Consider the following 24,197-nt stretch of genomic DNA (forward strand, 5'->3'; position numbering starts at 1 on the left):
TAAATTTTACGGGGTGTCTTTGTTTGAATACCTAACCTAATACGGGTCTATTAACTAAATTTGATAGATATAAGTAAATGGTATAAACTTAGTCTGAAACTACTTTGTAGTTGGGATCTTCGATAATATTTACTTCTATGATTTCTTCAGCGTTTTTCAATAGACGCCTTGAATCTGGGGAAAGGTGCTTTAAGTGAATTACTTTACCGTTTTTTTGATAACGCTCAGTTATTTTGTTTAAGGCTTCTATAGCAGACATATCTACCACTCTGCTTTCTTTAAAATCAATAACCACCTCATCCGGATCATTAATAACATCAAACTTATCAGAAAAAACAGTTGTAGACCCAAAAAATAATGGCCCATAAATCTCGTAATGTTTTACACCGTCTTTATCAATACTTTTTCTAGCTCGAATTCTAATTGCATTATCCCAAGCGAATACTAATGCAGCAATAATGACTCCTACAAGAACAGCTAAAGCTAAATTATGAAGTATAACTGTGACTAAAGTGACAAGAACCATGACCAAAATATCGGACTTTGGCATACGCTTCAATGTTTTTAAGCTCGCCCATTCAAAAGTACCTATAGCGACCATGATCATAAGACCCGTAAGGGCTGCCATAGGAAGTTGCTCTATTATACTGGCTCCAAACATTATAAAAGCAAGTAAAGCGACTGCCGCAATAATGCCAGATAACCTTGCTCTTGCACCGTTGGAAATATTGATTAAACTTTGACCAAGCATTGCGCACCCGCCCATTCCAGAGAAAAAACCAGATAAAATGTTGGCACTACCTTGAGCAATAGCTTCGCGATTACCATTACCCCGAGTTTGTGTGATTTCGTCAACAATATTTAGTGTCAACAAGCTTTCGATAAGACCCACACCTGCAATGATAGCAGAATAAGGTAAAATAATTAATAAAGTCTCGAAAGTAAAAGGGACTTGTGGGATATGAAACGGAGGAAAACCACCGCCAATAGAAGCTAAATCTCCAACGGTATTGGTCGAAATATCTCCAAAATATACAATCCCAAAGACAACAAGTATAGCGACTAAAGAAGCAGGCACTGCTCTAGTGAGCTTAGGTAATAGCCAAATAATAAGCATCGTTAATACAACGAGACCCAAAATAATAAAGAGGTTACTCCCGGTTAGCCAGGCTCCAGAAGCATCCTTGAACTGGTCTAACTGTGACATAAATATTATAATCGCAAGGCCATTCACAAAACCAAAAATTACTGGGTGAGGCACTAAACGCATTAACTTACCTAATTTTAATAATCCTGCAAGCGCTTGAATTATTCCTGCTAAGATAACAGCAGCAAAAATATATTCGACTCCGTAATCCATAGATAGTGTTACTAAAACAACTGCAATTGCGCCAGTAGCACCAGAAATCATTCCTGGTCTACCTCCAAATATAGAAGTGACCAAGGCCATTACAAATGAGGCATACAAGCCTGTAAGCGGAGATAAACCTGCTATTAGGGAAAAGGCGACAGACTCTGGAATAAGGGCCAAAGCAACCGTTAAACCAGACATAATTTCAATTTTGTAATCTACTTTTTGCCTAAAATCAAATAAATTTAATAACTTCTTCATCAGTGGTGTGCTAGAATTAAAATACTCTTTAATGACTACGAGGGTATTGTTAGGTGAAAAGACAAAATCTTCCATTAGAGCTAACGGTATTTACATTCGTAAAAAGTTTGCAAATGTAGAATTAAAATTCCGACTGATAAAAAGCAGCAGCGTTAATTTACATTCTCGCAAAAAGCATTTAACACACTGAAAAACAGTAATTTATTTTTGTTTGGATTGGGTTAAGGGACTTATAATTTCGATATCCTGAAATTGAATAGCTGCTCTAACGATTGAGTTGATCGATTCTTGTAGAGCTTTTATAATATGCGATTTCAATTCATTTTTATGATGAACTAGGCTTATCTCTCTAGAGGGATATGGTTTTTTAAAAAATTTTACATACTTCTGTTTTTCATCTTTCAAGTCAAGGGTATGTAAATAAGGAAGCAACGTCATGCCCAGACCTTCATCTGATAGTTTTATCAAGGTTTCAAAACTACCACTTTCAAGATAGAATCGTTTTTGATCCGGATGGTTTTGGACACTTTTACATAGGTTCAGAATATTATCTTTAAAGCAATGTCCGTCTTCTAGAAGCAGGACTTCGTCTACATCTAAGTCATCTGCGACAACTTCTTTTTGATTAAATAACCTATGCTGCTCTGGTATATAAGCCATGAACGGCTCATAATAAAGGGGTTTTTCGATAATCTTTTCATTACCAAGTGGAGTTGCAGCTATTCCTGCATCGAGATGGCCATCAATGAGTTTGTCCACGATCACATCCGTATGAAGTTCTTCAATTTTCAAATTGATTTTAGGATACTTTTTCACAAAGCTATTGAGAAACATCGGTAACAAGGTCGGCATAACTGTAGGGATAATTCCTAACTTAAATTCTCCACCCACAAAGCCCTTTTGTTGATCGACTATATCTTGTATCCTCACACTTTCATTGACGATATTTTTGGCCTGCTCAATGATTTTCTCCCCAACGGGAGTTAGCTTTATGGGCTTCTTGGTTCTATCAAAAATTTTTACATTCAATTCTTCCTCTAGCTTTTGAACTTGCATACTTAAGGTAGGCTGAGTTACAAAAACCTTTTCTGAAGCTTTGGTGAAATTTTTATATTCCGCTACAGCGAGTACATACGTCAGTTGTGTAATTGTCATCAGTTAGTTGTTTTATGTAAAAATACAATACTATTAGAAAAACTAATAGATGCATAGGATTTGTTAATAAATAAATGTGAATATTTCTAATAAGGATCTACATTAATAACCACCTTAACGGATCGAAATTGAGCAATCACTTTAAACTTATCTACACCCGCTTCAATGTATTTTTTAGAATTTTTCAAAGATTGCTTTTGCGGAATTTTTATAATAACGTTTTTATGATACTCATTTCTTATTCTTGCAATAGCTGGAAATTCAGGCCCTAAAATATTGGTTTTAAAAATTTGCCTATAATACAAAGCTAGCCAATCTGAGGCCTCATTGAGTTTGTTCAAGTCTCTAGACTTAAATGTAATTTTAATCATCCTGAAAATTGGTGGATACTTAAAATGCCTCCGCTCATCTAGTTGTTCTTTGAACATTTCTTCAAAGCTATTGGTGGTGACTTGTTGTAATATTTTATGGTAAGGATTGTAGGTTTGAATTAAAACTAAGCCTTGCTCTTGGGTTCTTCCAGCTCGTCCAGCGACTTGAACCAGTAACTGAAAACTTCGCTCGTGAGCTCTAAAATCCGGAAAATTCAGTAGGCTATCCGCATTCATAACCCCAACGAGTTTTACATGTCTAAAATCCAATCCTTTTGTAAGCATTTGCGTCCCTACCAAAATATCGATCTCTCGATTTTGAAAAGCGGAGATAATATGTTCATAAGCGTACTTTCCTCGAGTAGTATCCAGATCCATCCGCTTAATCACTTTATCCTTAAAAAGTGAATTAAGCTCAGTCTCTATCTGCTCTGTACCAAATCCTTTGGTGCTCACATCTACAGAACCACAGGCCATACATTTGGTTTGCATAGCTATATGGTAACCACAATAATGACATCTTAGAGTGTTATTATGCCTATGGTAGGTTAAGCTTACATCGCAATTAGGGCACTGTGGAGCATGTCCGCAGGTATTACACTCCAAAATTGGAGAATATCCCCTTCGATTTTGAAATAAAATCACTTGCTGCCCTTCTTCTAAAGTTTCTCTGATGGCCTTAAGTAGGGTTTCAGAAAAGTGACCTGTCATCTTTTTTTTATGCTGTTGTTCTTTTAAATCTACAAGTTCAACACTAGGAGGTTTCACATTTCCAAATCGTCTGTTGAGTTGAGCAAAAGCATACTTCCCCTCCCTCACATTATTGAAACTTTCTAAGCTAGGGGTAGCTGTTCCCAATAGTGTTTGAGCTTGAAATATAGAAGCTAAAACAATTGCTGTATCCCTAGCATGGTATCTCGGTGCTGGATCAAATTGTTTGAAACTACTTTCGTGAGCTTCATCTACAACGATAAGTCCAAGATTTCGAAAGGGAAGAAAGATAGAAGAGCGAACACCAATGACAATTTTTCCTTTGGTTTCATTCAAAACATGTCTATAAACCTCTACTCTTTCATTGACAGAGTATTTGCTGTGATAAATCAGAACTTGATCCCCAAAATAAGCTTGTAAACGCTGTATAAGTTGTGTAGTAAGTGCAATCTCAGGAAGCAGATAAAGGACTTGTTTACCCTCTTGAATGGCTTTGTCGATTAACTTGATATACACTTCTGTTTTCCCCGAAGAAGTGACCCCCTGCAATAAACAAACCGGGTGAGTTTTAAACCCACTTTCGATATCTTCGTAGGCCTTTTGTTGAAACTGATTAAATTGAATGCTAGGCTTATCTTGATCGCCTTCAAACTTTACCCTATCTGTTTTGACTAGATATTCTTCAAAAATAGATTTACTGACTAACCCCTTTATTACAGAACCCGTCACCTCTGCTTTTTCTTTTAAGTCTTTAAGAGAAATCGGTTTTTGGCTTTGAGCGCTTAAGCTAAAAAATTTCAGTAAGGCCTCCTTTTGCTTTGGCGCCCCACTCAATTCTTCAATAAGTTTTGGCAAATGCTCCTCGGAATCTAAACCGTCCCTCAGTTTTATGTATTTCTTTAATTTTGGCTTGTACTGCCTATTTAATTCCTGATTGACAAGAATTAAATTTTTTTCTGCCATTGCATTTATAACAGGAAAAATAGTCTTCTTATTGAGTATAAGGACAATCTCACTAATCTTAAGTATAGACTGTTTTTGAAGTGCTTGTAAGATTAAATATTCTTCATCTGTAAGTGTATCGTCTTCATCTATAGTTTGAATATCAAAATCTGGATGCGGCTCAATAACAGTTTCACTTTCAATCAATAAAGCAGTAGGCAAGGCTGATTTTAAAATTTCACCTTCTGTACACAAGTAATAGTTCGCAATCCACTTCCAAAGTTTTAATTGTTCAGGAGTAACCGTCGGAGTATTTTCTAAAAGCTCTTCAATTGGCTTAGCCTCGTAGCGCACAGGTGGATTATTATGTAACTTGGCTACTATGGCGGTATAGACTTTACGCTTTCCAAAAGGGACTGCAACGCGCATACCTATTTTAAGGTGCTCGCTTTCCTGTTGCGTTATAGAGTATGTAAATCTTTGTTCTAAAGCAATAGGAACAATTACATCAATATAGAAAGGCATATATCAACTTTTAAGAATTAATCTTCAAGCCTTTTCCATTCCTGTGTCCTGTACAGAAAAGATAAATATCCTCTTACCATCAAAATGTCTGGATCATCCTCATTAAGCCATATTTTGGCATTGTAAGTTTTTCCATTTTCAGGATCGGTTACGGTCCCATCTTCGAATTCGTCCTCATCTTTAGACAAATCTTTTAAGATCACCATCCCTTCTACCTTTTGGTTTTTTAGATCACCTTTACAGTTTACACAACGCACATCTCGCTGGTCTTTTTTTAGTATTTTTTTGATCCGACCAAAGACTTTACCGTTTTGTTCATAAACTTCTACTATTGATTTGGCTATCCCAGTATTATCATCAATAGTTTTCCATTCACCATAAACCTCTTGAGAATACACAAGGTTTCCAAGAAGGAAACCCATGGCACATATTAAAATCTTCATCTGTTATAAACTTAGCATTCCATTCATTAAGTCTTCATCTGCTGGTTTGTCACAAAACCAAATTCCAAAGAGTGCTTTTTTGAAATCTAGACCTTCAATGGTTCCTAGTTCCTTATTATTTTTGAATACCACAACTCCTTTGGAAGGTAAATAGGAAATATCAAAAACATCCCCAGCTGTAATTTCATTGGAAAAAAACGAAATAAATTTATCTATTTTTGGACGAAAAGGCTTTGTATTGCCTTTAGTAGAGTTTTGGAAACCCTCCTCCACTGCAGAACTCATTTTCTTACTAGAAATTAGACCAGAAACAATATGAAGTTCAATAGCCATGGGAGAATCATCATTCATTACTTTTGAAGCCTTTGTCATTTTTACATTAGTATAGAGGCCACCTGCATACATATCCATCCAGAATTTTTCTCTTACCCCTGCTCCGTTTAAAGTTAATTGAGTTTCTCCAACCTCTAAAGTGTTAGGAAGGTTTACACCTGCAACTTCAGTTTGAGCGATAGATGGCATAGTCATTAAAAAAGCCATCATAAATACATAAATTGATTTCATAGTTTTATTATTTAGATTTTCGTTTTAAATTATATAATGCTCCGTTAAGTTCAAAACCCAGCAACAATATATTTGAGTTTAACCAAATATATAACATCAGTATTAACAAAGCTCCAATGGAACCATATAGTTTATTGTAGGCACTAAAGTTTTCAACATAAATGGAAAATAAGTAGGTAGTCAAAATAATCAAAATGGTTGTAAAAAAGGATCCGGGAGAAAAAAAACGAGTTTTCCTACCTTCCTTTGTTCCGAAGTAATATAAGATAGAAATTCCAAGAATCAAAACTATTATCAAAATAGCAAACCGACCGTATCTAGCCAATACTAAAGAATCTCCAACAACTCCAATACTTGTAAACTGGTCTATTACAAAGGTGAGATAAACCGTCGCTATAACGGCAATTAGTAATAGTATAGCAATAATTATAGCTATACTAACTGCTACTATATATTGTCTAATGATTGTTCTATTGATTTTGGTGTGATATGAAAACTCAAAGCCTGTGAAAATTGCGTTTACTCCATTAGACATAAGGAAAATGGATAAAACAAAAACAAAAGACAGGAGGCCAGCTCTAGGGTTGTTGGCTATATCAAAAAAAATATCCTGAAATAAACCTGAGGTTTGAGGAGGTAATAATTCTTCGAAATAGTTAAGCAATTCTTGCTGAAAATCATCTATAAACCAGACAAATGGTATCAAATTCAGAACGAAAAGTAAAAAAGGAAAAATAGCCATGAAAAAGCTAAAAGCAATAGATCCTGCTCGGGTTGAGAACGTTCCTTTAATAATGCCGGAGATATACATGCCCAATAAGTCATACAAAGTAAAACCAGCCAAGCCCGGGAGTTTTAGTTGATTAGACCAGTAAGCTACTCGGCTTATAAGTGGTATTTTCTTTAATGTATCGCTTATTTCAGAAGCCATATTAAATAGCTTTTAGGCTAAGATCTAGATTATGGACAGAATGTGTAAGTGCCCCACTAGAGATATAATCTACACCACATTCTGCATAGTGTTGAGCTGTTTCTAAAGTGATACCGCCACTAGATTCTGTCAAACATTTACCGTCGATAAGCTCGACTGCTTTTTTGGTCTCTTCAAAATTGAAATTATCCAATAGAATTCTATAAACCCCTTCGTTTTCGAGAATTTCCTCTACTTCTGAAAGCGATCTTGCTTCCACTACTATTTTAAGGTCTAAATCTTTAGACTTAAGGTAATTTAAAGTTTTCTGTATGGCTTCTGAAATACCACCAGCGAAATCAATGTGGTTATCTTTAAGCATGATCATATCGTACAAAGCAAACCTGTGATTTTCTCCACCTCCAATTTTTACAGCTTGTTTCTCTGGAGCTCTAAAGCCTGGTGTGGTTTTACGAGTATCTAGAATTTGAGTTTTATAGTCTTTTAGAAGGCTTGAAAATTGGTGTGTTTTAGTTGCAATCGCACTCATTCGCTGCATAGCATTGAGTGCTAAGCGTTCAGCTTTTAGAATAGACCTACTAGAACCCGAAACATAAAAAGCTATATCCCCATAAGACATGGGGTCTCCATCTTGCATTAGTTTTTCCATCTTTAAGGAAGGGTCGACATAACTAAAGACTTGCTCTGCAAAATGGATTCCTGCTATAATACCTTCATCTTTAACCAATAATTTGGCTTTTCCAGTAGCATTTTCTGGAATACAAGCTAAACTAGAATGATCCCCTTCTCCTACATCTTCTCTAATAGCATTTTGGATAATGATCTGAATTTCTTCTGCCAATTGCTTCTCACTAATCATTCGGTTTTCTATTTTTGTCTTAAACAAAGTTAATCTTTTTTATACGGATGACCATCACATTACTCCTAGTTGGTAAGACCGACAATGCCCAGCTTCAAAGTCTGGTTACAGAATATCAAAATCGTCTTTCTCATTTTGTAAACTACAAGGTGGATGTTATTCCTGATTTAAAAAAAACCAAAAATATGGGTATCTCTCTTCAAAAAGAGAAAGAAGGAGAACTCATTTTAAAAAAAATATCTACTTCAGATTTTTTGGTCCTTTTGGACGATAAAGGAACAGAATTTACATCACTAAGATTCTCCAATTGGATACAAAAACGAATGAACTCAGGCTTAAAGCAATTGGTTTTTGTGATTGGAGGACCCTACGGGTTTTCTGAAGCTGTTTACAAAAGAGCAAATCAAAAAGTGTCGCTATCCAAAATGACATTCTCCCACCAAATGATCAGGTTATTTTTTACGGAACAGCTCTATAGAGCTTTTTCTATTTTAAACAACCTCCCTTACCATCATGAATAAAAAAGAGGCTATCTATTTAGACAGCCTCTTTTCATTTTTTCAATAAGGGGGATGTTATATTATTAGCATCGCATCTCCGTAAGAGTAGAACTTATAGTTTTCTTTTATAGCTTCCTTATAAGCTTTTTCCATTAATTCATGACCTGCAAAGGCAGATACCATCATCAACAATGTTGATTTTGGCATGTGAAAATTAGTGATCATGCAGTTTGCAATTTTAAAATCATAAGGAGGAAAAATAAATTTATTAGTCCAGCCAGTAAATTCATTTAGCCTACGATTAGAACTTACAGTGCTTTCTAGTGTTCTCATTACAGTTGTACCAACCGCACAAATTTTTCTTTTTTCTGACTTTGCATTGTTGATAATAGATGTTGCCTTCTCATCTACCATAATTTGTTCGCTGTCCATTTTGTGCTTAGATAAATCTTCCACCTCTACTGGGCTAAAAGTTCCTAAACCTATATGAAGAGTAACTTCTGCAAAATCAACTCCTTTAATTTCTAAACGCTTCAAAAGATGCTTGGAAAAGTGAAGTCCGGCAGTAGGTGCTGCAACAGCCCCTTCTTCTTTTGCGTAAATTGTTTGGTAACGCTCTGCATCTTCTGGCACTACATCTCTTTTGATGTATTTTGGAAGTGGAGTCTGTCCAAGCTCAGTTAGCTTAGCTCTAAAGTCTTGATAAGACCCATCGTAGAGAAAACGCAAAGTTCGTCCTCTATTGGTAGTATTATCAATAACCTCTGCTACTAAACTTTCATCTTCACCAAAATAAAGTTTGTTACCAATTCTTATTTTTCTAGCAGGATCTACCAAAACATCCCAAAGTCTGGTTTCAGGATTGAGTTCTCTAAGCAAGAATACTTCAATTTTTGCGCCGGTTTTCTCTTTGTTACCGTAGAGTCTTGCAGGGAAAACTTTGGTGTTATTGAACACCATGACGTCTTTCTCACCAAAGTAATCGATAACGTCTTTAAACATTTTATGCTCAATCGAACCATCTTTACGATTTATGACCATCAACTTAGCTTCGTCTCTGTGTTCTGAGGGAAATTCTGCTAAAAGGTTTTCAGGTAAAGTATATTCGAATTGTGAAAGTTTCATTCCCATAGTCTGATATTTTTTAAAAATGCAAATATACTATCGTGAGATAGGCGTTGTCAAGTGTTTTATTGTTTATTTAGCTTAATAAGTTTCAAATCAGTGGTTTTGCTGGATTCCAAGGACTTTTATTTTTTCCCAAAAGTCTGGAAATGATTTTGAAACGACCTCTGGGTCTAGTATTTCCAAATCTACTTTTATAGCTAAGGGGGCAAATGCCATTGCCATTCTATGGTCCTGATAGGTCTTTACTGAAACGGATTCCTTAAGATTAGCCTTAGGGCTTAACTTCAAGGATTCGCTGGTAATTTCTACTTCTGCCCCAAATTTTTCGATTTCAGTCTTAAGAGCTACTAGCCTATCGGTCTCTTTCACCTTTAAGGTGTGTAAGCCAGTTAAATCACAAGCTATATCGAGCCCTAAACAAGTTACTGCAATAGTTTGAGCGAGATCTGGGGTGTCATTAAGGTCCAATTCAATTTTTTTGGGATGCATTACTCCTGCTTTTTTTGAAATGAATATAGAACCCGCTTTAAATTGAGTTTCAATACCGAAAAGTTTATAAAACTCCGCTACTTTAGAATCGCCCTGTAGGCTATCTTTTTGGAATGTAGAAAGTTCAAATTCGCCATGATCCATCAAGGCTAAACAGCTGTAAAAATAAGATGCAGAGCTCCAGTCTGATTCTACAGCGATAGTTTTGGGTTCAATTTTGGTTTTCGGATATACGCGAATATACTCCTCATGCATATCAACCTCAACCCCTACTGATCTCAACGCCTGAGCAGTCATCAACAAATAAGGCTTTGAGGTTATCTTTGACTCTAAGAAGATAGTGAGTCCGTTTTTGAAGGAAGGAGCTATTAACATGAGAGCAGTAATATATTGGCTACTCACGTTAGCAGGTATAGAAATTTTATTCTTTTGTATGGATTTTCCATAAATCTTGAGCGGAGGAAAACCTTCGCTGCCCAAATATTCAAGATGACCCCCAAGTTCTCGCATAGCTTCAACTAAAATACCTATAGGACGCTCATGCATCCTTTTACTCCCTTTTAAAACAACTTCTAAGTTAGGTAACGAAGACAGATAGGCCGTTAAGAATCTCATAGCAGTACCCGCGTGGTGAATATCTATCTCATCACATTTTTGGTCAAGAGTTGATATAGCTTTATATAATACGTGAGTATCATCGCTCTCTGACAAACCGCTTAATTCTAAATTAGGAAACTGGGCCTTTAAAATCAAGTACCTATTAGAGATACTCTTGGAACCAGTGATCTGAAGGTTGAATTTGCTTATTGATGGTTGCCTAAAGCTCAGCTTCATTGACTTTCATTTTTCTTGATTTGTCCTCTAAATTTCAAAAAGGTCACCACAAATCCATATACAAAGCCACTCATTATGTTGGCGACAAAAAATCTCAATAAATTGTCCTTCGAAAATCGCTTTTCTACAAATAAAGAGAAGTCAAAATCATAACCAAACCACATATCTATAAGATTATAAATCACAATAAAGCCCAGAGCTAGAGTGATAACTGATCGCCAAAACCCTTTGGCAGAAATAACTTTTTGAAACATTTATTTAAGTTTTGGATTATTTTTATGACGATCGTGATCCCGTTTGGTCTTAAGATCTAATTTCTTATCGAACGCCTCTTGCAAATCAATTCCTGTTTGATTTGCCAAACATAAGACAACAAACATAACATCGGCTAGCTCCTCACCTAAATCTTTGGACTTATCGCTTTCCTTTTCACTTTGCTCACCATAGCGTCTAGCAATAATTCTAGCCACTTCACCAACTTCTTCGGTAAGCTGAGCCATGTTGGTAAGTTCATTAAAATATCTTACGCCATGTGAATTAATCCATTCGTCTACTTCTAGTTGAGCACCTTTAATATCCATAAATAATTATGATTTAACGAGAACAATTTTTTCATTCTCTTTATTTATCAAAGAAATATAAAATTCTCTTAATGAGTTATAATCTTGAGGTAAAAATAACGCTGCATTTACTTCATGATTAACCTTTACTGAAATTACATTATTAAATTCCTCTATCAAATAGGTCAATTGCGCAACCCCATCTCCCAGTTTGAATATTGCTTTTTCCGGTATATAATCTACTTGATAGCCTTCAGGAATTTTGATAGTAATAAAATTTTCAACAGTTCTAGGAAAAGTGAAATCGATGGGGTACACCCGTTCTTCTTCTTTGAAAGGATTCTCTTTTAGCTTTAAAAATAGCATTGGTGATACATAAAGTTTATCACCAATTTTCTCAATAAGTTTTGCCTTTCCTGAAAAATTAAATTCTTCTATCAAAGGCTTTAAAGCGTCATTTAAATTTTTAGTTTTAATATCACTGATATGATCTATACCAAAGTAATTTTCATAGTTCAGCCTTTTTTGATCCTCACTTTTATTATTTAAAGATCTTCTAGACTCCCAACCGTATTGATCTAGTGAAATTATTCTACAAAACCCACTTATTTCACCTTGAGTGTTAAGTTCTGCCTTCACTTGATATTTTTTTAATGAATTTGTCGGTGGAAAAATATCCAGCGCTTGGAATCCATTAGGTTTAATTAGTGTTCCCTTCCAGTTTAAAGCACGACTTGGTAAAATATTTGGAGAAGCAAATTCATCTGTTGCATCTAATAAAAATATTTCTCCTTTAATGTTGACATGAGTGAATACATAATTTAAACCCGATATGGTGGGGAATAATGGAATGCCATTGGATATTGTACTAGATAATACGGGATTAGCATCTAGGTTAGCCTCCCTCAACATTGCTGTTAGCATAACATTAATATCCGCTGAATTTCCTACACCCTCCTCGTATATTTTATTGAGCTTTTTACTAGTAAATCGTCTCTCTTCATCATTCCAAGTCATTTTATTTTTTACAAAATTAAAAACAGCAATCATTTTATCTTTAGGAAGAGTCTTATTTTTCAGGATAGAGTTAAGATCATTCTTAAAATATCTTGTTCTAGAAATTTCTTTTTTATACGTATCCGTTTCACTTAAGGTTTTAACCACATCATCCCAGGTTATGGAGACGACTTTAAACGGTTCTAGCACTCGATTTTTATAGGATGATAGCTCGTAGCCTACGGATGGGAAATAATTTGAAATTTTGTTTGCATAGGGTTCGTTCTCAATTTTAGGCAAATTAGTTCCAACATATGTAATTTGTCTAATAGGAGTGTCTAGGTTTGTTCCTTCATATTTCACGTATAACGAGCCTTTTTTAACTTTATCTATAGTTTCAAAAGGATAATAGCCTTTAGTTCTAACATTGTAAGCCAAGTAATCTATCGGTATACTTGTTTTATATTCAGAATAACGAGTTGGTATACTATTTTGAAAAATCCAATTTGACAAATTACCGATATGTGGGGAATCAATTGAGTAGGAGTACTGAATGATTACACCATCTTGAACTTTAGGTAAAGTGAATTTTTTAGCTTTCCAAAACTCACTTAAATCCACATCAAAGATATCGCTCTCCTTTAATATTTCTTTTTCAATTTTGCCATCATTTTCATAGTAAACAATACCCTTAATATTAGATAATGTTTCTTTGTCTGGGTTTCGTTCTCCAATATAGTAGGGAAGTTGAACATTAGCTTGACTATAGCCTTCTTTGGTATATATTTTTATCCTTTTGACTACCACAAATTTATATTCCCAAGAATTCAGGATGGAAAAAGAAATTTCTCCTTTGTTATAAAGAACTTCAGCTGAAGTGGTCGAGTCTAAAGTGCTTTGGGTTTCCCTCAACATGTCTAAGGTAATATCTTCAAGGGTCTTGGTCTGAGAAAGGGCAAGACTAGAATAAAATAAAACTAAAAATAATGTATAAATTAATTTCACGTTTAAAAGATCTAATTGGAGTTGTGTTTATAGATTAGTAAAGTTTGCTTTTCAATTGATAGATAGACACTAAATTCAGATTTTAACCAAGAATACATAACTCTATCTATGGATATTTTTTTTAATAAAATCATCTCAATTTACAAATCCTCTACAGAGGTAAACTAAAGTAAATTCAAGGGTAGATAAACACAAAAATCATTGGATTTATCACTCCTTTTCGCATGTGATAACTGTCCGTAATAATACCTTGAACGATTGGAGTTTATAAATTTATCGAATTGAATTTGAACACCTTTAATGTCCATAAATAATTATGATTTAACGAGAATAATTTTTTCATTCTCTTTATTTATCAAAGAAATATAAAATTCTCTTAATGAGTTATAATCTTGAGGTAAAAATAACGCTGCATTTACTTCATGATTAACCTTTACTGAAATTACATTATTAAATTCCTCTATCAAATAGGTCAATTGCGCAACCCCATCTCCCAGTTTGAATATTGCTTTTTCCGGTATATAATCTACTTGATAGCCTTCAGGAATTTTGATAGTAATAAAATTTTCAACAGTTCTAGGAAAAGTGAAATCGATGGGGTACACCCGTTCTTCTTCTTTGAAAGGATTCTCTTTTAGCTTTAAAAATAGCATCGGTGATAAGTAAAGTTTATCTCCAATTTTCTCAACAAATTGCTCTTTTCCTGAGAAGGTAAAACCTTCTAATAATGGTTTCGAAGTGTCTTTGAGATTTGAATTTGATATCTCTTCAATTTTGTTGACACTATAAGCATTCTCATATTTCAATTTTAATTCATCATCGCTTTTTTTATTTAAGGATCGTCTAGACTCCAAACCATATTGATCCAAAGAAATGATTCTGCACATTCCATTCACTTCTCCTTCTGAGGTGAGTTCTGCTTGAATTTGGAATTTTTTCCTTGAACGACTAGAAGGTTTAAGGTCTAAAGATTCAAATCCATTTGATTTAATAATAGTTCCTGTCCAGTTGAGGGCACGCTTAGGCAAGATATTTGGAGATGTAAATTCATCTGTAGCATCTAAAAGAAAAGTTTCACCATTGATAGTGACATGAGCAAATACATAATTAAATCCCGATATAGTTGGAAATAATGGAATACCATTAGATATTGTACTCGACAGGACTGGATTAGCATCCAAATTCGCCTCTCTTAGCATTGCTATTAGCATAACATTAATATCTGCTGAATTTCCTACACCCTCTTCATAAACTTTATCTAACTTATCACTTGAATACCTTCTTTCTTCATCGTTCCAAGTCATCTTATTCTTTACAAAATTAAAGATTGTATTCATTTTATCTGTAGGGAGAGTTTTGTCTTTTAGTATGGCTTTAAGCTCATCTTCAAAATAATTTGATCTTGAAATTTCTTTTTTATAAGTATCTGTATCACTTAATGTTTTTACCACATCATCCCAAGTTCTAGAAACTGATTTATAAGCTTCATACTGGCCAGTTTTATAAGACGATAACTCATAGCCAATAGAAGGTAAATAGTTTGAAACATTGTTGACAAAGGGTTCCTCTTCAATTTTAGGTAGGTTTATACCAATATGCTTAGATTCTTTTATTGATGTCCTAGTCTGAAATCCTGCTAATGAACCTTCTTTTACATCGCTGAACGTTTCAAATGGGTAATAACCTTTTGTTTTTATACTATAGGCTAAGTATTCCCCAGGTATTCTTGTTGTATATTCAGAATACCGCGTTGGTATAGTGTTTTGAAATACCCACTTTGGTAGATTGCTAATGTGTGGAGAATCTATGGTATAAGAATATTCTATAATAACACCATCTTGAATTTTGGGCAAAGTAAATTTTTTAGCTTCCCACATTTCGCTTAAATCTACATCAAAGATATCTCGATTTCTTATTTTTTCTCGTTCAATTTCTCCATCTTCCTCATAGTAAACATAGCCATCTATATTCGATACAGATTCTTTATCTGAATTTTTGTCCCCTACATAATACTGAATTTGGACATTAGCTTGATTATAACCTTCTTGACTGTATATCTTTATTCTTCTAATTACCTCAAATTGATATTCCCAAGAATTCCTTACAGAAAAGGATATTTTTCCTTTTTCATAAAGAACTTCAGCAACCGCTGAAGAATCTGAAGGGCTTTGGGCTTCCCTCAGCATTTCTAACGTAATATCTTCAAGTTCCTGAGATTGAGAATAACCAAAATTGAAAGTAAGTAGAGTAAATAATAATGCGAAAATTAATTTCATTTTTAAAGTTTTTTAAAAAATAATATATAGAAAGGTTAGGTTAATTTTAAACTTAATTTAGTATTATCATACTTCGAAATTTGTGAAAAGAATTCGACAAATTTTTCATAATCAGATTTTTGATAATTATTCTTATTCAACCTAAAATATCTTTTTACGATTAGCGTATTGTCCTTAATTTCAAAACTTAGTTGATAGGAACCAAACTCGGAGTCCAAATTAATATCTTTGAGTTCTGTGTCTAGAGTGAGGTTTTCTAAATTGAAAGTGAATTCATCCTCGTCGACGAATCCCCTCGAAACATTAAATGGAGTTTGTCTTACTTTATAATTAGGCAGATTAACTTGAAATTTATTGAACGGATTAACATCTAGAATAAGATCATTCCCATAAATTTTGACATAGTTATCTGCTTTAAGTTTAACCTTCTCAATAAAGGTCACATCCTCTTTATTATTTGAAAATTCATGACTTATCAGGATCATTTCTTTTAAGTTATTCCAATACGATAAATAATGTGATTTTATATTTTTCTCATTTTCTCCGCCAAGACTATATCTGTTATCATATTGTGTACCACTGGTCTTAATTTTTACATTAGCAGTAATAGCCTTTTCAATAATATTTATTTCTGCTGTTGTTTTTTGGTAGTTATCCTTTTCTGTGTAGGCTGGAGTTCGTAATATTTCTCCACCAGTAGGATTTACAGCCAAAACTTTTCTATCGTCTGTGAAGGTTCCTAAAAAATTGAAGGGTATGTCTTGGCTTGTACATTCCAGCCAAATATCTTCATCATTTTCTTGAGGTATATTTAGAATAACATGATTTCCTTGCATAGAAGTAAAATCTTCTGATATATCTTGAATTTCAGAACCAGAATAAACAACGCAATAGTTAGATTCAATATCGACTAGATTGAGTAAAGCCTTTGTATAATTCGTTAAGCCTTTACAGTCCCCATACTTTTTATCATCAACTTCTTTTGCTGAAATTGGCTTCCAACCTCCTAAACCAATTTGAACACTTATATATCTCGTATTATTTTGGACATACTCATATATTGCCTTAGCCTTTTTTCTTGTAGTTTCAAGGTTTTGAGTAAGTAATTTAATTTCGGAAATTGTAGATTCTGGAAGTTGATCTAAGCCTTTTAGTAAATTTTCGTGTTGCCATAAACCAAATTCCTGCCAGTTACTCACCTCTCCTTTTTCCCCTTCAAGCTCAAACGTTTGTAGAGCAAACATAACCTTTGGTGTAAATGTTTCAAATGAAGGGCTATAAACTTCTCTAGATATAGACGGCAAATTAGAAACTGAATAGGTTAGCAAATTAGGGTTTTCGTTCTCTATCGAAACCCCTTCCATAAACCCATTTTCTGAAAATCTCAAAACAATTCCGGAATTGTTTTCTATTCGAAAGGTCGATGACTTAATTGACTGATAATAATTCGTATAAGGAGTAAAACTTTTTATAAAAGCTGTATTACTTGTCTTGGTTTCTTTTTCAAAATGAATGGTAACAGGGTAACTTGCAGGTGTATACTCCAGATATTTAACCCTATTATCTGTATATAAACTAACAGAACTTACAGCACTAACATCCATAAAATCCCTCTCTTTAAACGTTTTAATTTCAGAACCTAAAGCATTATAAATTGTAACTTCTAAATTTCTAATCTTAGTGGATTTATCATAGGAAGCATAAGCATCTAAGGCTGACATTCCTTTTTCATTAAGGATAGTTATTATTTTATCCTCATGTATTGTCATATCATCGTAGTCATCTATAATGACTCGAATGTTTTGTTGAATAATAACTGAATTGGATTTTTCTATCAGCTCTGCAGTTAGATTTGCTATCGAATAGTTCTCTTGTGCACTGGAAATAAATGTCACAAAAAGAAATATCAGGAATAAAGGATTTTTCATATCAATCAAAATTATAAAAATTTCTTAAAGTTCCTAAGGAATTCTATAATTTAACCTTAGAATCGAGTATAAATGTTAAAGGTCCATCGTTGATTAATGAGACCTGCATATTAGCTCCAAATCTTCCAGTTTGAATTTTGGTGATGGTTTCATTTTGAAGAGTTTCTAAGAAATCATCGTATAGTTTTTGGGCCAACTCTGGCTTGGCAGACTTCGTAAAACTAGGTCTATTTCCCTTTTTTAATGAAGCATGTAAAGTAAACTGACTCACGACAAGCAATTCACCTTCAATATCCTTAAGGCTCAAATTCATCTTATCCTCATCATCAGGAAAAACTCTTAGATTTATTATTTTTTTGACCAGCAAATTTATATCCTCTTGCCCATCTTCATTCTCAATGCCCAAAAAAATAAGCAAACCTGTATTTATAGTCCCTGAAATTTCATTTCCTATTTCAACTGAAGCTTCCTTTACTCTTTGTACAACTATTTTCATATTACCTTAAGTCTTGATAGGGATCTTTCCTGAAATTTTCGTCTTCATCTCCCTCCATGATTTGTAAGTAGCTTTTGTATCTAGAATAAGCGATTTTATCTTCCGTTAAAGCCTCTTTGACGGCACATTGGGGTTCATCCACATGGATGCAATTATTAAATTTACAATTGGATTTAACTTTAAAGAATTCTGGAAAATAATTGTCCAAAGCATACTTATCAATATCCACAACTCCAAAACCTCTAATGCCTGGTGTGTCGATAATCTGCCCACCAAAATGAAGTTCGTGCATTTCTGCAAAGGTGGTTGTATGCTGGCCTTGCTTGTGTTGAAGAGATATTTCTGAAGTCTTGATGTTAAGATTGGGCTCAATGGCGTTGACCAAAGTAGATTTGCCAACTCCACTATGTCCAGCAAAAACACTTACGTTATCTTTCATTAGTGCTTTTACTTGGTCTAAATTTTCTCCAGTTTCAGCAGAAATACCAATACAGGTATACCCTATTTTCCTGTAGAGTTCAGCTAGATATTTCATCTCTGCAAACTCTTCTACAGAGTAATCATCCACTTTATTAAATAAGAGTACCGTAGGAATATGATAAGCTTCTGCTGTGACCAAAAAACGATCTATAAAGGTTGTGCTTGTTGGTGGATTATTATAAGTCACCAATAAAAAAGCTAGATCGATGTTAGCCGCAATGATATGAGTTTGTTTAGATAAGTTAACTGACTTACGGATGATGTAATTCTTTCTGTCATAAATCTCTTTGATGATTCCTATAGTCTCATCGCCTTTAGTTTCAGTATCAATTTCCACATGATCTCCAACAGATACAGGATTTGTGCTTTTAATATCTTTAAGCCTAAACTTACCTTTGATTCTGGAATTATATATCTTTCCATCCTCGGCTTTTAACAAATACCAACTTCCCGTCGATTTATAGACCACCGCTTTCATAAACTTGTTTTTGAATTTGATTCACTGGATATCACTGGCTTATGATTTTATGTTGATGTGCAATCGATTCTTCATGCATGGCTTTGGTTAGCCGCTCTACAAAATCTTTAGACAAGTCTTTCTTTTCTCCTTCAATAGATAAGCGGTGCAAGACTTTATTCCACCGCTCAGGTTGAAGAATAGCTACGTTATTTTCCTTTTTAAGTTCTCCAATTTCATCAGCAACTTGCATTCTCTTCCCAAGAAACTCTATAAGTTGATTATCGATGACATCGATCTTAGACCTCATCACATTCAACTTTTTGTTGAATTCTTCAGCACCTTCCTTTTTCCTGATGCGTAAATCAATCGTCATTTGCTTTAAGAAATCTGGGGTGATTTGTTGGGCAGCATCACTCCACGCTTTATCTGGAGTATGATGTGTTTCCACAATCATTCCGTCGTAATTGAGATCTAAAGCGATTTGGCAAATATCAAACACCAGGTTCCTATCACCTGCAATATGAGAAGGATCGACAAGGATAGGCAAATCTGGGAACTGATTTTGTAAATCGATAGCAATCTGCCACTCTGGGTTATTTCTATATTTTATTTTCTCATAGGTAGAGAATCCTCTATGGATCACACCTAGGTTTTTAATATTTGCGTTATATAAGCGTTCCACTCCACCAAGCCAAAGAGCTAGATCGGGATTTACAGGATTTTTGACTAGTACAATTTTATCTGTTCCCTGAAGAGCATCTGCAATTTCTTGAACTATAAATGGACTCACCGTACTTCTAGCCCCAATCCATAGGACATCTACGTCCGCCTCTAAAGCAAGATCGACATGGGTTTTATTGGCAACTTCAGTAGCAATCATGAGTCCCGTTTCTTCCTTTGCTCGTTTCAACCACTTCAGACCTATCGCTCCTACTCCTTCAAAGTTTCCGGGACGTGTTCTAGGCTTCCAAATACCAGCACGCATCACGGTAGCATCAGAATCTTTAAGTTGGTGGGCGATTTCAAGTACCTGCTCTTCAGTTTCGGCACTACAGGGACCTGCTATGACTAAGGGATGGTCTAAGTTCATCTCCGTTAGCCAATTTCTTAGATGTTTTTCATTTTTCATATCCACAAAATTAACTTTTAATGTCAGAATTCAAAGGCTTTTAGCTTGGTTTTAGTGAATTCAATATTCCTTAAAAAACTGTACAAGTCCATGATTTTTGAATTCATTAAAAGATATAATTTGTATTTTTGATTTAAAATTACTGAATGTCTATTGAAGTCAAGTCCATTTCAAAATCCTATAAAGATCAATTTGCCTTAAAAGATATTAATTTCAAAATTCATAAAGGTGAAATTGTAGGCTTACTCGGTCCAAATGGTGCTGGAAAATCTACTTTGATGAAGATTTTAACGGGCTTTATAAGCGCTAGTTCTGGTGAAGCTAATATTAATGGAAAAAAATTAACTGAAGCAAAAACTGATATTCAACGTCAAATTGGCTATTTACCAGAACACAATCCAATTTACTTAGAAATGTATGTCAAGGAATATCTTCACTTCCACGCGAGAATTTTCAAAAGTAAAAAAGAAAGAATTGAAAAGGTAATAGAACAAACTAAGCTGACCGAGGAAGTTGATAAACGCATCTATCAATTGTCCAAAGGGTATAGACAGCGGGTTGGACTTGCTGCAGCTTTGCTTCATGATCCCAGTGTTTTAATTCTTGATGAACCCACCACTGGCCTTGACCCCAATCAATTAATAGAAATAAGGGAATTAATCACTTCCATTAGTAAGGAAAAAACAATTCTTCTCTCTACCCATATCATGCAAGAAGTAGAAGCCATTTGCGATAGAGTCATCATTATAAACAAAGGGCAAATTGTATCTGATAAAAAACTTTCAGACCTAAACGATCCAGAACAACAAGTCATCGAAGTAGAATTTAATTATAGAATTGAAGAAGTGGCCTTAAAGGAAATTGGTAAAGTGATTAACATCAAGAATTTAACGCGATTCCGATACGAAATCACATTTAATACGCCTTTAGATAAACGACCAGATATCTTCGATTTTGCGTACGACAAAGGTTTGAAAATTCTTGAACTTCACAAGAAAAATAAAAATCTTGAAAGCTTATTTATAGATTTAACTAAAGATAATTAAATGGTTTTTTGATAAAATCTGAACTAATTAAACTCCATATTCATCTATAATTTTATCTTGCCTATTTGTTATTTATCTTACTATGAAGAGAAATCTAAAATCCTATATTACCATTACCCTAAAGGGCTTAGGTATGGGAGCGGCTGATGTTGTTCCTGGTGTATCTGGCGGAACCATCGCTTTTATCACAGGAATTTATGAAGAACTAGTCACGACCATCGCCAATGTAGATATTTCTCTTATCAAAACATGGAGACAAAACGGTTTCGCAGCCATGTGGAAACAGTTTAATGGTGGTTTTATTATTGCATTGCTTACAGGTATTTTCATCAGTATATTTACTCTTATGCGATTAACCAACTACTTGTTGGACACCTACCCCATTGTGGTCTGGTCATTTTTTTTCGGCCTAGTAGGAGCCAGCGTTTGGTACGTTGGAAAACAAATTGAAAAATGGAATCCAAAGCTAATTGGCGTTACTATTTTAGGCTTTATCGTCGCCTTTGGGATTACTGAGCTTACACCTACTCAGGGCATCGATCATCCGCTTTATTTTCTTATGTGTGGAGCTATAGCAGTCTGTGCCATGATCTTACCAGGAATTTCGGGAGCTTTTATTTTAGTCCTGCTTGGCGGATATAAATCAATTACAACAGCGGTATCTGAATTTAATCTCCAAGTTATCGGTCTTGTAGGTCTTGGAGCAATTATTGGATTGTTGAGTTTTTCTAGAATTTTAAAATGGTTATTCACGAAATTTAAATCTCTAACCTTAGCGATTCTTACTGGTTTTATAGCAGGTTCTCTCAATAAAATTTGGCCATGGAAAGAAGTCTTAGACTCAGAAATCATAAAAGGCAAAGTAGTTATTTTGAAGGAAGTTTCTATTTCGCCTACTCAATTTGATGGAGACCCTAAACTATTATACGCGTGTATAGCTGCTATATTAGGATTTTTACTTATACTATTACTCGAAAAAATAGCCGAAAAACAACCCCTTTCAAATGCAGAGCACAAGGACATTTAGCGACAAAATCTTCCTTTTCTTAAAAGGACTTGCTATGGGCGCTGCCAATAAAGTTCCTGGAGTTTCTGGTGGTGTTGTTGCTTTTGTTGCTGGTTTTTATGAAGAATTTATTTATTCTCTCCAAAAATTTAATTTCAAGTCTTTCAAGCTTCTATTGAATGCTAGGTTTAAAAGTTTTTTCCAATATATAAACGCTAAGTTTCTAGGCATATTGATTCTTGGAATGGTTGTAAGCTATTTCAGCATTTCAAAATTATTGGATTTCTTAATTGAAAGCTACGAACTTTACGTGTGGTCCACCTTCTTTGGGATGATTGTAGGCTCTATCTATTACATCGGTAAAGATTTCAGAATAAGATCACTTAGGACAATTGTTTTTATAATCTTTGGCGTTGTAGCAGGTCTTAGTATTAGTTTTTTAAAACCTGCTACTGAAAATGATCATCTTTTATTTGTGTTTTTTTGTGGAATTATAAGTGTTTCAGGGATGACTCTTCCTGGTTTATCGGGTTCTTTTATACTAATCCTATTGGGCAATTATGTCTTACTATTGGTAGATTCTGTAAATGCCCTCTACGACACTCTAGCAGATATAGTTAAACTGGATTTTAGTTTTACACAAGATCCTAAACGAACTAGACTACTTCAAGTTTTAGGATCGTTTACTGCTGGTTCCTTTTTTGGACTTATCACTCTTTCCCATTTATTAAATTACGTTTTGAAATATTATAAGAAGATTACGTTTTCAATTATTATTGGGTTTATAACAGGCAGCCTAGGGGTAGTATGGCCCTGGAAGGAAAAGATTTTTAAAACAGACCAATTAGGAAATACTATTTTAGATACTAGCGGAAACCCCATTTTAGACAATTATTCTCGCTTTTGGCCAGAATTAACCCAACTTAGCACTTGGGTTGGTTTCTCTTTTATAATACTAGGAATTTTAATAGTTTTGGGCCTAGCTTGGTATGGCAATAGAAAAAAAATTAAATTAACTCATGACAACATACGGACTTTTAGGAAGAAATATTGATTACTCATTTTCAAAAACATTTTTTAATACCAAATTCCACAACGAGGCCATCCGAGCTAAGTATATCAATTTCGATATTGAACACATTAAGGAAGTCAAACAAATCGTAAGTAACTCAGTCGATTTAGCAGGTCTTAATGTGACTATACCCTACAAAGAAGAAGTAATTCCTTTTCTAGATGAAATAGACCCTCAAGCTGAACGGATTGGTGCTGTAAATACTATTAAAATTGAAAATAAAAGATTGATTGGTTACAATACCGATGTATTTGGATTCACAAAATCTATTTTTAGCTTAATTGCTCCCAATCACGAAGCCGCTTTAATTTTGGGAACTGGGGGGGCTTCTAAAGCAGTAAGACATGCTCTGGTCTCTATGGGGTATCATATCAATATGGTATCTAGAGAAAAGGATAAAGGTGATTTTACTTATGAAGACCTTACTTCAGAAATTATAAAAGGCCATCAACTTATCGTTAATTGCACACCTCTTGGTACCCATCCAGACGTCAACCAATTCCCACCAATTCCTTATGAATTCATCGACGAATCACATTTGCTTTACGACTTAATTTATAATCCATCCATCACTAGTTTTTTGGCACAAGGCAAAGACCAGGGTGCACAAATTATAAATGGAGAACAAATGCTTATTTTCCAAGCGGAAAAAGCTTGGGAAATCTGGAATCAGTAATAT

Annotated in this window: 22 protein-coding genes; 5 read left to right on the forward strand and 17 right to left on the reverse strand. The window is 34.4% G+C overall.

The window, feature by feature from the left end; genetic code table 11:
- Positions 1-88: 88 nt before the first annotated feature.
- The 7 genes from PGOND44_RS04080 to nadC form a co-directional block, all read right to left on the reverse strand.
- Positions 89-1,612: a SulP family inorganic anion transporter gene (locus PGOND44_RS04080; protein WP_003437001.1), complete on the reverse strand. Its 1,524-nt coding sequence runs from the start codon at positions 1,610-1,612 to the stop codon at positions 89-91.
- 201 nt (positions 1,613-1,813) lie between these two features.
- Complete coding sequence (locus tag PGOND44_RS04085) at positions 1,814-2,767, reverse strand: hydrogen peroxide-inducible genes activator (RefSeq protein ID WP_003437002.1); 954 nt, start codon at positions 2,765-2,767, stop codon at positions 1,814-1,816.
- An 86-nt stretch (positions 2,768-2,853) separates the two neighbouring features.
- Complete coding sequence (gene priA / locus PGOND44_RS04090; RefSeq protein ID WP_003437004.1) at positions 2,854-5,316, reverse strand: replication restart helicase PriA; 2,463 nt, start codon at positions 5,314-5,316, stop codon at positions 2,854-2,856.
- Positions 5,317-5,333: 17 nt separating this feature from the next.
- Positions 5,334-5,759 (reverse strand): DUF2147 domain-containing protein, encoded by a 426-nt coding sequence (locus tag PGOND44_RS04095; RefSeq protein ID WP_003437007.1) that lies wholly within the window; start codon positions 5,757-5,759, stop codon positions 5,334-5,336.
- Between the two features lie 3 nt (positions 5,760-5,762).
- On the reverse strand, positions 5,763-6,323 hold the full coding sequence (locus PGOND44_RS04100) for a chalcone isomerase family protein (RefSeq protein ID WP_003437009.1): 561 nt from the start codon (positions 6,321-6,323) through the stop codon (positions 5,763-5,765).
- 7 nt (positions 6,324-6,330) lie between these two features.
- Positions 6,331-7,254 carry a YihY/virulence factor BrkB family protein gene (locus PGOND44_RS04105; RefSeq protein WP_003437012.1) on the reverse strand — a complete coding sequence of 308 codons (924 nt, stop codon included), beginning with the start codon at positions 7,252-7,254 and terminating at the stop codon, positions 6,331-6,333.
- Between the two features lies 1 nt (position 7,255).
- Positions 7,256-8,113: a carboxylating nicotinate-nucleotide diphosphorylase gene (gene nadC / locus PGOND44_RS04110; RefSeq protein WP_003437014.1), complete on the reverse strand. Its 858-nt coding sequence runs from the start codon at positions 8,111-8,113 to the stop codon at positions 7,256-7,258.
- Positions 8,114-8,160: 47 nt separating this feature from the next.
- Between nadC and rlmH the strand changes: the two genes are divergently transcribed.
- Complete coding sequence (gene rlmH, locus PGOND44_RS04115) at positions 8,161-8,634, forward strand: 23S rRNA (pseudouridine(1915)-N(3))-methyltransferase RlmH (RefSeq protein WP_003437016.1); 474 nt, start codon at positions 8,161-8,163, stop codon at positions 8,632-8,634.
- Between the two features lie 54 nt (positions 8,635-8,688).
- Here the strand turns inward: rlmH and queA are convergent, their stop codons facing one another.
- The 10 genes from queA to PGOND44_RS04165 all read right to left on the reverse strand — a co-directional run bounded on the left by queA (position 8,689) and on the right by PGOND44_RS04165 (position 20,394).
- On the reverse strand, positions 8,689-9,738 hold the full coding sequence (gene queA / locus PGOND44_RS04120; RefSeq protein ID WP_003437018.1) for a tRNA preQ1(34) S-adenosylmethionine ribosyltransferase-isomerase QueA: 1,050 nt from the start codon (positions 9,736-9,738) through the stop codon (positions 8,689-8,691).
- Between the two features lie 96 nt (positions 9,739-9,834).
- A complete protein-coding gene (locus PGOND44_RS04125; protein ID WP_003437020.1) occupies positions 9,835-11,064 on the reverse strand; it encodes a 3-phosphoshikimate 1-carboxyvinyltransferase in 1,230 nt (409 codons plus the stop codon).
- Positions 11,061-11,318 carry a hypothetical protein gene (locus PGOND44_RS04130; RefSeq protein ID WP_003437022.1) on the reverse strand — a complete coding sequence of 86 codons (258 nt, stop codon included), beginning with the start codon at positions 11,316-11,318 and terminating at the stop codon, positions 11,061-11,063. The genes PGOND44_RS04125 and PGOND44_RS04130 overlap by 4 nt, the downstream gene beginning before the upstream one ends.
- Positions 11,319-11,645, reverse strand: coding sequence for a nucleotide pyrophosphohydrolase (locus tag PGOND44_RS04135; RefSeq protein ID WP_003437024.1), 327 nt, complete (start codon positions 11,643-11,645; stop codon positions 11,319-11,321).
- A gap of 6 nt (positions 11,646-11,651) precedes the next feature.
- Positions 11,652-13,625: a DUF3857 domain-containing protein gene (locus PGOND44_RS04140; protein WP_003437026.1), complete on the reverse strand. Its 1,974-nt coding sequence runs from the start codon at positions 13,623-13,625 to the stop codon at positions 11,652-11,654.
- A 314-nt stretch (positions 13,626-13,939) separates the two neighbouring features.
- Complete coding sequence (locus PGOND44_RS04145; protein WP_003437028.1) at positions 13,940-15,901, reverse strand: DUF3857 domain-containing protein; 1,962 nt, start codon at positions 15,899-15,901, stop codon at positions 13,940-13,942.
- Positions 15,902-15,936: 35 nt separating this feature from the next.
- A complete protein-coding gene (locus tag PGOND44_RS04150) occupies positions 15,937-17,829 on the reverse strand; it encodes a DUF3857 domain-containing protein (RefSeq protein WP_003437029.1) in 1,893 nt (630 codons plus the stop codon).
- A 43-nt stretch (positions 17,830-17,872) separates the two neighbouring features.
- Positions 17,873-18,325, reverse strand: a complete 453-nt coding sequence (gene dtd / locus PGOND44_RS04155) for a D-aminoacyl-tRNA deacylase (RefSeq protein WP_003437031.1) — start codon at positions 18,323-18,325, stop codon at positions 17,873-17,875.
- A 1-nt stretch (position 18,326) separates the two neighbouring features.
- Positions 18,327-19,283 (reverse strand): ribosome small subunit-dependent GTPase A, encoded by a 957-nt coding sequence (gene rsgA / locus PGOND44_RS04160; protein ID WP_003437033.1) that lies wholly within the window; start codon positions 19,281-19,283, stop codon positions 18,327-18,329.
- A 31-nt stretch (positions 19,284-19,314) separates the two neighbouring features.
- Positions 19,315-20,394 (reverse strand): bifunctional 3-deoxy-7-phosphoheptulonate synthase/chorismate mutase type II, encoded by a 1,080-nt coding sequence (locus tag PGOND44_RS04165; RefSeq protein WP_003437035.1) that lies wholly within the window; start codon positions 20,392-20,394, stop codon positions 19,315-19,317.
- Positions 20,395-20,540: 146 nt separating this feature from the next.
- Here PGOND44_RS04165 and gldA point away from each other — a divergent pair, with 146 nt between their 5' ends.
- From gldA to PGOND44_RS04185, 4 genes are all read left to right on the forward strand, one after another.
- On the forward strand, positions 20,541-21,440 hold the full coding sequence (gene gldA / locus PGOND44_RS04170; RefSeq protein ID WP_003437038.1) for a gliding motility-associated ABC transporter ATP-binding subunit GldA: 900 nt from the start codon (positions 20,541-20,543) through the stop codon (positions 21,438-21,440).
- 82 nt (positions 21,441-21,522) lie between these two features.
- Entirely contained in the window at positions 21,523-22,467 is a 945-nt protein-coding gene (locus PGOND44_RS04175; RefSeq protein WP_003437040.1) for a DUF368 domain-containing protein, read from the forward strand.
- Positions 22,445-23,500, forward strand: a complete 1,056-nt coding sequence (locus PGOND44_RS04180) for a DUF368 domain-containing protein (RefSeq protein WP_003437041.1) — start codon at positions 22,445-22,447, stop codon at positions 23,498-23,500. Before PGOND44_RS04175 ends, PGOND44_RS04180 begins: the two co-directional genes overlap by 23 nt.
- Complete coding sequence (locus PGOND44_RS04185; RefSeq protein ID WP_003437043.1) at positions 23,466-24,194, forward strand: shikimate dehydrogenase family protein; 729 nt, start codon at positions 23,466-23,468, stop codon at positions 24,192-24,194. Before PGOND44_RS04180 ends, PGOND44_RS04185 begins: the two co-directional genes overlap by 35 nt.
- The last annotated feature ends 3 nt before the right edge of the window (positions 24,195-24,197 follow it).

Source organism: Psychroflexus gondwanensis ACAM 44 (genome assembly GCF_000355905.1).
Lineage (GTDB): Bacteria > Bacteroidota > Bacteroidia > Flavobacteriales > Flavobacteriaceae > Psychroflexus > Psychroflexus gondwanensis.

What these genes read in the sequence shown, in the direction of transcription:
- PGOND44_RS04175 (WP_003437040.1), top strand. Translation starts at nt 21,523, where the DNA reads ATGAAGAGAAATCTAAAATCCTATATTACCATTACCCTAAAGGGCTTA.
- rlmH (WP_003437016.1), top strand. Translation starts at nt 8,161, where the DNA reads ATGACCATCACATTACTCCTAGTTGGTAAGACCGACAATGCCCAGCTT.
- PGOND44_RS04080 (WP_003437001.1), bottom strand. Translation starts at nt 1,612, where the DNA reads ATGAAGAAGTTATTAAATTTATTTGATTTTAGGCAAAAAGTAGATTAC.
- gldA (WP_003437038.1), top strand. Translation starts at nt 20,541, where the DNA reads ATGTCTATTGAAGTCAAGTCCATTTCAAAATCCTATAAAGATCAATTT.
- PGOND44_RS04150 (WP_003437029.1), bottom strand. Translation starts at nt 17,829, where the DNA reads ATGAAAAATCCTTTATTCCTGATATTTCTTTTTGTGACATTTATTTCC.
- dtd (WP_003437031.1), bottom strand. Translation starts at nt 18,325, where the DNA reads ATGAAAATAGTTGTACAAAGAGTAAAGGAAGCTTCAGTTGAAATAGGA.
- priA (WP_003437004.1), bottom strand. Translation starts at nt 5,316, where the DNA reads ATGCCTTTCTATATTGATGTAATTGTTCCTATTGCTTTAGAACAAAGA.
- PGOND44_RS04085 (WP_003437002.1), bottom strand. Translation starts at nt 2,767, where the DNA reads ATGACAATTACACAACTGACGTATGTACTCGCTGTAGCGGAATATAAA.
- nadC (WP_003437014.1), bottom strand. Translation starts at nt 8,113, where the DNA reads ATGATTAGTGAGAAGCAATTGGCAGAAGAAATTCAGATCATTATCCAA.
- PGOND44_RS04130 (WP_003437022.1), bottom strand. Translation starts at nt 11,318, where the DNA reads ATGTTTCAAAAAGTTATTTCTGCCAAAGGGTTTTGGCGATCAGTTATC.
- PGOND44_RS04145 (WP_003437028.1), bottom strand. Translation starts at nt 15,901, where the DNA reads ATGAAATTAATTTTCGCATTATTATTTACTCTACTTACTTTCAATTTT.
- PGOND44_RS04135 (WP_003437024.1), bottom strand. Translation starts at nt 11,645, where the DNA reads ATGGATATTAAAGGTGCTCAACTAGAAGTAGACGAATGGATTAATTCA.
- PGOND44_RS04095 (WP_003437007.1), bottom strand. Translation starts at nt 5,759, where the DNA reads ATGAAGATTTTAATATGTGCCATGGGTTTCCTTCTTGGAAACCTTGTG.
- PGOND44_RS04105 (WP_003437012.1), bottom strand. Translation starts at nt 7,254, where the DNA reads ATGGCTTCTGAAATAAGCGATACATTAAAGAAAATACCACTTATAAGC.
- PGOND44_RS04180 (WP_003437041.1), top strand. Translation starts at nt 22,445, where the DNA reads ATGCAGAGCACAAGGACATTTAGCGACAAAATCTTCCTTTTCTTAAAA.
- rsgA (WP_003437033.1), bottom strand. Translation starts at nt 19,283, where the DNA reads ATGAAAGCGGTGGTCTATAAATCGACGGGAAGTTGGTATTTGTTAAAA.
- PGOND44_RS04165 (WP_003437035.1), bottom strand. Translation starts at nt 20,394, where the DNA reads ATGAAAAATGAAAAACATCTAAGAAATTGGCTAACGGAGATGAACTTA.
- queA (WP_003437018.1), bottom strand. Translation starts at nt 9,738, where the DNA reads ATGAAACTTTCACAATTCGAATATACTTTACCTGAAAACCTTTTAGCA.
- PGOND44_RS04185 (WP_003437043.1), top strand. Translation starts at nt 23,466, where the DNA reads ATGACAACATACGGACTTTTAGGAAGAAATATTGATTACTCATTTTCA.
- PGOND44_RS04125 (WP_003437020.1), bottom strand. Translation starts at nt 11,064, where the DNA reads ATGAAGCTGAGCTTTAGGCAACCATCAATAAGCAAATTCAACCTTCAG.
- PGOND44_RS04100 (WP_003437009.1), bottom strand. Translation starts at nt 6,323, where the DNA reads ATGAAATCAATTTATGTATTTATGATGGCTTTTTTAATGACTATGCCA.